Annotated in this window: 1 protein-coding gene and 1 pseudogene; both read left to right on the plus strand. The window is 63.5% G+C overall.

Annotation, left to right across the window (positions count from 1 at the left end; all coding sequences use genetic code 11):
* Positions 1 to 95: 95 nt before the first annotated feature.
* Positions 96 to 161 (plus strand): annotated as a pseudogene (locus LZP96_RS23665) (helix-turn-helix domain-containing protein); the annotation flags it as partial.
* 2 nt (positions 162 to 163) lie between these two features.
* Positions 164 to 3,130, plus strand: a complete 2,967-nt coding sequence (locus tag LZP96_RS23670) for a Tn3 family transposase (RefSeq protein ID WP_042863651.1) — start codon at positions 164 to 166, stop codon at positions 3,128 to 3,130.
* Positions 3,131 to 3,215 lie beyond the last annotated feature (85 nt).

The raw sequence follows: 3,215 nt of genomic DNA on the forward strand, positions 1-3,215 counted from the left end.
CCTGGGCGAAATGCGCCTGGTAAGCAGAGTTTTTGAAATGTAAGGCCTTTGAATAAGACAAAAGGCTGCCTCATCGCTAACTTTGCAACAGTGCCAAGCTGGCTCGTGAATTCGGAATCAGTCGCGAAACCCTGTATCAATACTTGAGAACGGATCAGTAAATATGCCACGTCGTTCAATCCTGTCCGCCGCCGAGCGCGAAAGCCTGCTGGCGTTGCCGGACACCAAGGATGAGTTGATCCGTCACTACACGTTCAGCGAAACCGACCTCTCCATCATCCGGCAGCGGCGCGGCCCGGCCAACCGGCTGGGCTTCGCCGTGCAGCTCTGTTACCTGCGCTTTCCTGGTGTCATCCTGGGCGTCGATGAGCCGCCGTTTCCGCCCTTGTTGAAACTGGTCGCCGACCAGCTCAAGGTCAGCGTCGAAAGCTGGGACGAATACGGGCAGCGGGAGCAGACCCGGCGCGAGCACCTGGTCGAACTGCAAACGGTGTTCGGCTTCCAGCCCTTTACCATGGGCCACTACCGGCAGGCCGTCCAGTTGCTGACCGAGATGGCCTTGCAGACCGACAAGGGCATCGTGCTGGCCAGCACCTTGATCGAGCACCTGCGGCAGCAGTCGGTCATTCTGCCTGCCCTCAACGCCGTCGAGCGGGCGAGCGCCGAAGCAATCACCCGCGCCAACCGGCGCATCTACGATGCCTTGGCCGAACCGCTGTCGGACGCGCATCGCCGCCGCCTCGACGATCTGCTCAAGCGTCGGGACAACGGCAAAACGACCTGGCTGGCCTGGCTGCGCCAATCGCCCGTCAAACCGAATTCGCGGCACATGCTGGAACACATCGAACGCCTCAAAGCGTGGCAGGCGCTCGACCTGCCTTCTGGCATCGAGCGGTCGGTGCACCAGAACCGCCTGCTCAAGATCGCCCGTGAGGGTGGCCAGATGACGCCCGCCGACCTGGCCAAGTTCGAGGCGCAGCGACGCTATGCCACCCTGGTGGCGCTTGCCATCGAGGGCATGGCCACCGTCACCGACGAAATCATCGACCTGCACGACCGCATCCTGGGCAAGCTGTTCAACGCCGCCAAGAACAAGCATCAGCAGCAATTCCAGGCGTCCGGCAAGGCGATCAACGCCAAGGTGCGGCTGTTCGGCCGCATCGGCCAGGCGCTGATCGAGGCCAAGCAGGCGGGCCGCGATCCGTTCGCCGCCATCGAGGCCGTCATGTCCTGGGATGCCTTCGCCGAGAGCGTCACCGAAGCGCAGAAGCTTGCGCAGCCCGAGGACTTCGATTTCCTGCACCGCATCGGCGAAAGCTACGCCACGCTGCGCCGCTACGCGCCGGAATTCCTTGCCGTGCTCAAGCTGCGGGCCGCTCCCGCCGCGAAGGACGTGCTCGACGCCATCGAGGTGCTGCGCGGCATGAACAGCGACAACGCCCGCAAGGTGCCCGCCGACGCGCCGACCGAGTTCATCAAGCCGCGCTGGCAGAAGCTGGTCATGACCGACACCGGCATCGACCGGCGCTACTACGAACTGTGCGCGCTGTCGGAGATGAAGAACGCGTTGCGTTCCGGCGACATCTGGGTGCAGGGGTCGCGCCAGTTCAAGGACTTCGAGGACTACCTGGTGCCGCCCGCGAAATTCGCCAGCCTCAAGCAGGCCAGCGAATTGCCGCTGGCCGTGGCCACCGACTGCAACCGGTACCTGAACGACCGGCTGACGCTGCTGGAAACACAGCTTGCCACCGTCAACCGTATGGCGACGGCCAACGAGCTGCCGGACGCCATCATCACCGAGTCAGGCTTGAAGATCACGCCGCTCGACGCGGCGGTACCCGACACCGCCCAAGCGCTGATCGACCAGACGGCAATGATCCTGCCGCACGTCAAGATCACCGAACTGCTGCTGGAGGTGGACGAATGGACGGGCTTCACTCGGCATTTCGCGCATCTGAAATCGGGCGACCCGGCCAAAGACAAGAACCTGTTGCTGACCACGATCCTCGCCGACGCGATCAACCTGGGCCTGACCAAGATGGCGGAGTCTTGCCCCGGCACGACCTACGCCAAGCTGGCTTGGCTGCAAGCCTGGCACATCCGCGACGAAACCTACGGGGCGGCGCTGGCCGATCTGGTCAACGCACAGTTCCGCCATCCCTTCGCCGAGCACTGGGGCGACGGCACCACCTCATCGTCGGACGGCCAGAACTTCCGCACCGGCAGCAAGGCCGAGAGCACCGGCCACATCAACCCGAAATACGGGAGCAGCCCAGGGCGGACGTTCTACACCCACATTTCTGACCAGTACGCGCCATTTCACACCAAGGTCGTGAACGTCGGCGTGCGCGATTCGACCTACGTGCTCGACGGCCTGCTGTACCACGAGTCCGACTTGCGGATCGAGGAGCATTACACCGACACGGCGGGCTTCACCGATCACGTCTTCGCCCTGATGCACCTCCTGGGCTTCCGCTTCGCGCCGCGCATCCGCGACCTGGGCGACACCAAGCTCTACATCCCGAAGGGCGACGCCGCCTATGACGCGCTGAAACCCATGATCGGCGGCACGCTCAACATCAAGCACGTCCGCGCCCATTGGGACGAAATCCTGCGGCTGGCCACCTCGATCAAGCAGGGCACGGTGACGGCCTCCCTGATGCTCCGAAAGCTCGGCAGCTACCCACGCCAGAACGGCCTGGCCGTGGCGCTCCGCGAGCTGGGCCGCATCGAGCGCACGCTGTTCATCCTGGACTGGCTGCAAAGCGTGGAACTGCGCCGCCGCGTGCATGCCGGCCTGAACAAGGGCGAGGCGCGCAATGCGCTGGCCAGGGCAGTGTTTTTCAACCGCCTGGGTGAAATCCGCGACCGCAGTTTCGAGCAGCAGCGCTACCGGGCTAGCGGCCTCAATCTGGTAACGGCTGCCGTCGTGTTGTGGAACACGGTCTATCTGGAACGGGCTGCGCACGCGCTGCGTGGCAACGGCCATGCCATTGATGACGCGCTGTTGCAGTACCTGTCGCCGCTCGGTTGGGAGCACATCAACCTCACCGGCGATTACCTCTGGCGCAGCAGCGCCAAGATCGGCGCGGGCAAGTTCAGGCCGCTACGACCGCTGCAACCGGCTTAGCGTGCTTTATTTAATGAGATGGTCACTCCCTCCTTCCCAGTACTATGCTGAGGACAGGCTTTCATTCGGAGAACCATCATGGAAA

This window comes from Huaxiibacter chinensis, assembly GCF_022171985.1.
Taxonomy (GTDB): domain Bacteria; phylum Pseudomonadota; class Gammaproteobacteria; order Enterobacterales; family Enterobacteriaceae; genus Enterobacter; species Enterobacter chinensis_A.